2 pseudogenes are annotated in these 1,306 nt (G+C 57.4%); both read right to left on the reverse strand.

The window, feature by feature from the left end:
- Nucleotides 1-672: pseudogene (locus AB4Z11_RS31960) on the reverse strand (hypothetical protein); the annotation flags it as partial.
- 15 nt (nt 673-687) lie between these two features.
- A pseudogene (locus AB4Z11_RS31965) lies at nt 688-1,306 on the reverse strand (OmpA family protein); the annotation flags it as partial.

Here is a 1,306-nt window from a genome sequence, read left to right on the forward strand (position 1 = left end):
CGCATAGGAACTGTCGTTGCCCACGCGGTTCACGCATTGCGTGTAATGCGGCAGGCTGTCGTCCTGGCGCTGATCGTCTTTCAGCGAGATATTTACGGTACGCAGTTTGCCTTTCTTGCCGTCGTCGATCCATTCCTTTTTGCAGCGGCGGATCAAGTTGGTACGGAACAACTGATGGCCTGCGTTATGCGTCAGGAAGCCCATTACCACGCACAACACGAAGACGATACCTCCCATCAGCAGCAGGCGCGTGTTCTCACTGCCCTCCATCGCCATCCAGGAACCAAGCAGGTACGAGAAGCCCATGCCTTCCGCAATAATCAGCAAACCAAGCACCAGGAACAGCCAGCCCGGCGTCGGCGACCGGCCAGTGTCGCCGGCCTTGGACATATAGTCGATGCGCTTATTGAATTCCGCTTCGCTGGTCAGATGCATGAACTGGGCGTAATCGTTACACAGCGTGCGCTCAGAATTGGTCCAGCTATTATCCTTGGCGAAGCGCGAAGAATCATTTGCCAGGCGCGCCGTCTTGCCGACGAAGGGCAAGGCATACCAGAAATTGAGCCACCACAGGTCGATGCGGAACTTGAACGAGAAATAGATCGCAATCAGCAAGACCAGGCAAAGCAGACTCTGGACAGTTGCCAGGTTTTGATTCAGGTATTCGGACATTGATAACTTTCTTTTTTATTTGGCGAGTTTGGGATTGAATTCGGCCACCATGCTTTTGCCAGCAGCGACGTAGTAAAGGCTGGAGGCAGTCGACTGTGCGCGCTCACGCGGGAACAGCACGTCCATGCATTTCACGGGCCCACTGCCGAACACCCGATACAGCAAACCGTTTTCGCCCTGATAGGTGTTCACTTCAACGGTATCGCGGTAGTCCGCGCGGGCGTCCGACCCGGCGCGCAGGCTGGCCGCCTTGTACACCAGGAGCGTGGGTTTGTTGGCTGGCGCGGCGCCATCCCGCAGCACGGCGACTCCGGTCAAGCCGACCAGATTGCCATTTACCTTGTCGGTCCAGGAAGTGCCGTACAGGCCGGGCATGTATTCACTGACGTGGTATTCCTTATTGCCCAACAGTGATTTCACCGCGTTGGCGACACGGGGCCTGTCCTCCGTGCAGCTACGCGCTGCGGGCATATCATCCGCATTGGCGGAGGAGATCAGACTGAATCCATTGCCGCTGCGTGTCACGATGCGGCCGATATTGACCGCCACAGGATTGCCGCTGACGGGGCGACCGCCGAAATCGAATTCGGGCGCGGCTTCCGGCACCTTATTCGGCTGCGCAACACCAGATGCC

It is taken from the genome of Pseudoduganella sp. RAF53_2 (assembly GCF_052113985.1).
GTDB lineage: Bacteria > Pseudomonadota > Gammaproteobacteria > Burkholderiales > Burkholderiaceae_D > Rugamonas.